Genomic DNA, 3,655 nt, shown 5'->3' on the forward strand with positions numbered 1-3,655 from the left:
GCCCCAGATGTTTTCGCCAAGACGGCGGTCAATTTTATACTTGGACGATTCGCGCTTGCTCATCGCATTTCCTTTCAAACAAATACGAACCGAAGCTCACGCGCCGGTTCAAGGAAACGCGCCCTCCTCTGCCTCCTTTGTGTGAAGACTGACAGAATGATCCACGCACGCATTGCGAAATCACTCACGGGACACGTCAAATGAAACGCAGAGCCGTTGGGCCCTGCGCTGGGGTGGCTTCTAGTGGGAAGGCCGAAGGATGTCAAGCGGGAGCACGCGTGTTTCAGCGGATCACATTAATTGAAACCCATGGCCCGGTTGAGGCGTTAGGCTAGACGCTCAACAGGAGTAGAGCCGATAATGACCCTATTCTCGCAGCCCGCGCGCCGCTCGATATTTCTTTTGTCCTTTACTACCCTCATCGCAAGCACAATGATTTTCGCCAGCCTGGGCGACGCCGATGCACGGCGGCGGCGACCGGCTCATGCGGCAGCAATGCAGCCGCCACTGCCTTCGGTGCCACCCTTGCCCGAACCCAATCCGCGCGCAGCCCAGGCAACTGAGGCGCCAAAACCGGAGGAAAAGCCCAAGGATGAAATCCAGAAGGCCGACCCGGAAACCCCGGTGCCTTCGCAAAAGCCTGCGGCAGGGGATACCAAGCAAGAGCCATCGGCGAAACCAGAAGTCAAACCCGCCGAGCAATTGGGCCCGAATCCGCTGCCCAAATCTGACCAGGCAGGCAAGAGTGAAGCGAACGGCGATCACGAAGAAAGCGTCGAAAAGGTCGATCCTTCCGTTTCTCCAGACCGGGTCTACCAGAATGCCTGCCCTGCACTGATGAATGGCGAGGTCCAGGGCGCGCTCATTGCACCACTGTCAGAGGGGATGTGCGGTGAACGCTCGCCACTGAAGATCACGACAATTGGCAAGGACAATCCGGTCAAGCTAGCCGCTGCCATAACGACGAACTGCGCCATGGCCGGTTCTCTTGCCACCTGGGTCGTCGAAATACAAAAAGAAGCCCAGAAGGATTTCGGCGCAGACATCGAAAGCATCACCACCGGATCCGACTATCAGTGCCGTAAGGTGAATAACGGGCACAAGGGCCGCGTTTCGGAACACGCCTTCGCCAATGCCGTCGATATCGTCGCGTTCAAGTTCAAGAATGGCAAAGGGACCGAGCTCGGCTCAGGCTGGAAGGGCGCTCCGGAAGAGCAGACCTTCTGGCGGGCCTTGCATAAAGCGAGCTGCGACCGCTTCATGACCGTGATCGGTCCGGACGGTGATGCGGCCCACCAGGGAAATCTTCACCTTGATCTTGGATGTCACGGAAAGAAATGCGAGGCGCGCATCTGCCAGTAAGAATGCACGCCTCAACCGTATTAGTGACTGGTTTTCTTCTTAGGCAGACCTTTGCGGTCAGTCTCGGCAAACTCTTCGAGCTGTTTCTCGCTCATCGAGTCATACATGCTCTTTGAGGCACCCTTGAGTTCACTCTTCTTCCTCTGGCCGCGCTTGGCTGAAAGTGCGGCTCCAGCGGCCTTTTGCTGTGCCTGAGATTTTGCGGGCATAATTTTTCTCCTGCTAGCGATTGAAGCATAAGAAACGCCACGACCTGAGGCTCGGTTCCAATCGCAACGCCGTCGATTGCTCCATAGAAAAGGCCGGGGCGCCAAGGACGCACCGGCCATCTGAAACGCTGGCGGTTTCGTTTGCGAGGCTTACGACTTGTGCTTCCTGACCGGACGATTGGCTTCGACCGGCTCGAGCGACAGGCTGCTGACGCCGACGGCGACATTCAAGCCCTGGGTGCCTTCGGTGCTAAAAGGCTGAAGCCCAATACTTTTGTTCGACCCGCCGACAAGCGCGTTGGCGCCAAGTCCAAGCCCAACCGACGCCCCTGCGGAAACGCCGACATACTTGCCGGCAAGCGCATTGGCGCCCGGCTTGTTATCTGCTGATGTCACGACAGCCCAGCTGAGGTATGACTTTTGCGTCACGCCAAGGTCGAGGCCGAGCTTCCCGAGCTTTCCCTTGTAGTTTTCGACCGAACCGTCGCGATGCTTATAAGAGCAGTTGATACTTTTGTTGGATCCGAAGACCAGGCCTACGCCACCATCCACCTGGCAGGCCAGAATCCCGAGGTGCGTCGTCTTTGCCGGAGCTTCGCTCTTCACCGTTTTCGCCGTCGCTGCCATCGTGCCTGCAGCGAGTACTGAGCCTACGACGACAAGCGCTGGAATAAATCGAACCATAATGTCTTTCTCCATTGATGTAATGAAATCACTATCGGCCGGACGAACCGCGCCCCAATGAAACACCCCGGGAAATGCTTCCCAAGGCTCGTTTAAACGCTCACGCTATTGGATGGTTCCGCACCGCACAAAAGTTTTTGGCACGCTCGCCGCGTCACGCGCGCACAGTTTCGTCAAACGCCTTGCGGGCGTCTCTGAGATTGCCGCGATTCTTGACTGCCCATTCGCCGAGGGCACCGATCGGCACCGCAATCGAATGGCCCATCTGTGTGAGTGCATAGGTTACTTCCGGCGGCGAGGTTGGCTTTACCGTCCGCGTGACAAGGCCTTCCCGCTCAAGCGAGCGCAGGGTTACAGTCAGCATGCGCTGCGAAATACCTTCGATCATTCGGCGCAGCACATTGAATCGCCGTGGCCCCGCCTGAAGGTTGATGACGGCCAAAAGGCTCCACGAATCTCCTATAATGTCGAGCACTTCGCGCATCGGGCAGGAGCCGCCGCCGTCCGCTTCCATTGCCGGCATCGACGCCAGAAGCGGCGCGTTGCTTTCGGTTTTCGCATGAATGCTCATATTTGCTCATCCCCTATGGGCACGGGTGGTTACTTGCATGTACCCTGAAACGGAAAAAGTGCGTTCTTCTCAAAAACCATTTCCTAGCATACGTAGTTATTATTCGTAACCATTAATCGATGCGGGTCCGCATCAAAGGAGCATTTCATGAAAATTGCATTGATCAGCGCCACGGGTTTCGTGGGTACGCAAATCCTGAACGAGGCTGCAGCTCGCGGCCATAGCGTAACGGCACTCGTGCGCAGCCCCGGTAAGGTGGAACACCTCAAGGGCGTGACCGCGGTGGAAGCCGACGTCCTGAATACCGCAGATCTTGCTGCAAAGTTGAAGGGAAACGACATCGTCATCTCCGCCTATAATCCAGGCTGGAGCAACCCCGATATCAAGGCTATCCACATTGCGGGCAGCAAATCGATCACGGAGGCGACGAAACAGGCCGGCATTAAGCGTCTTATCGTGGTCGGCGGCGCCGGCAGTTTGCGGGCCCCCGATGGCTCGCAATTGGTGGATGGAAAGGGCTTTCCCGCTGAATACAAGGAAGGCGCGTTAGGCGCGCGCCAGGCACTCGAAGATTTGCGCGGCGAGTCAAATCTAGACTGGAGCCTTGTTTCCCCACCCTTTTCGCTGGTTCCGGGCGACCGGACGGGCAAATATCGGCTCGGCAAGGATGAACCGGTCTTTGACACCGACGGAAACAGCGCGATAAGCACCAGCGATCTTGCTGTGGCAATCCTTGATGAGGCCGAAAAACCCCAGCATGTGAAGCAGCGCTTCACCGTGGGCTATTGACGGCAACAAGCGTGTGGTTCGCAACTCTGCGAACCACACC

At 57.2% G+C, this 3,655-nt stretch carries 5 protein-coding genes and 1 pseudogene; 2 read left to right on the forward strand and 4 right to left on the reverse strand.

The window, feature by feature from the left end:
- Positions 1 to 63: pseudogene (locus AAAB35_RS18465) on the reverse strand (30S ribosomal protein S4); the annotation flags it as partial.
- A 297-nt stretch (positions 64 to 360) separates the two neighbouring features.
- On the opposite strand from AAAB35_RS18465, the gene AAAB35_RS18470 reads away from it, so the two are divergent.
- Entirely contained in the window at positions 361 to 1,362 is a 1,002-nt protein-coding gene (locus AAAB35_RS18470; protein WP_340669737.1) for an extensin family protein, read from the forward strand.
- 20 nt (positions 1,363 to 1,382) lie between these two features.
- Here the strand turns inward: AAAB35_RS18470 and AAAB35_RS18475 are convergent, their stop codons facing one another.
- The 3 genes from AAAB35_RS18475 to AAAB35_RS18485 form a co-directional block, all read right to left on the reverse strand.
- Positions 1,383 to 1,571, reverse strand: coding sequence for a DUF3008 family protein (locus AAAB35_RS18475; RefSeq protein ID WP_340669738.1), 189 nt, complete (start codon positions 1,569 to 1,571; stop codon positions 1,383 to 1,385).
- A 150-nt stretch (positions 1,572 to 1,721) separates the two neighbouring features.
- Positions 1,722 to 2,255, reverse strand: a complete 534-nt coding sequence (locus AAAB35_RS18480; protein ID WP_340669739.1) for a DUF992 domain-containing protein — start codon at positions 2,253 to 2,255, stop codon at positions 1,722 to 1,724.
- A gap of 154 nt (positions 2,256 to 2,409) precedes the next feature.
- Positions 2,410 to 2,826, reverse strand: a complete 417-nt coding sequence (locus AAAB35_RS18485) for a helix-turn-helix domain-containing protein (RefSeq protein ID WP_340669740.1) — start codon at positions 2,824 to 2,826, stop codon at positions 2,410 to 2,412.
- 147 nt (positions 2,827 to 2,973) lie between these two features.
- Between AAAB35_RS18485 and AAAB35_RS18490 the strand changes: the two genes are divergently transcribed.
- A complete protein-coding gene (locus AAAB35_RS18490; RefSeq protein WP_340669741.1) occupies positions 2,974 to 3,615 on the forward strand; it encodes an NAD(P)-dependent oxidoreductase in 642 nt (213 codons plus the stop codon).
- Positions 3,616 to 3,655: the final 40 nt, after the last annotated feature.

It is taken from the genome of Phyllobacterium sp., from assembly GCF_037994425.1.
In the GTDB taxonomy this organism is placed as follows: Bacteria; Pseudomonadota; Alphaproteobacteria; order Rhizobiales; family Rhizobiaceae; genus Phyllobacterium.

What these genes read in the sequence shown, in the direction of transcription:
- AAAB35_RS18470 (WP_340669737.1), top strand. Translation starts at nt 361, where the DNA reads ATGACCCTATTCTCGCAGCCCGCGCGCCGCTCGATATTTCTTTTGTCC.
- AAAB35_RS18475 (WP_340669738.1), bottom strand. Translation starts at nt 1,571, where the DNA reads ATGCCCGCAAAATCTCAGGCACAGCAAAAGGCCGCTGGAGCCGCACTT.
- AAAB35_RS18480 (WP_340669739.1), bottom strand. Translation starts at nt 2,255, where the DNA reads ATGGTTCGATTTATTCCAGCGCTTGTCGTCGTAGGCTCAGTACTCGCT.
- AAAB35_RS18485 (WP_340669740.1), bottom strand. Translation starts at nt 2,826, where the DNA reads ATGAGCATTCATGCGAAAACCGAAAGCAACGCGCCGCTTCTGGCGTCG.
- AAAB35_RS18490 (WP_340669741.1), top strand. Translation starts at nt 2,974, where the DNA reads ATGAAAATTGCATTGATCAGCGCCACGGGTTTCGTGGGTACGCAAATC.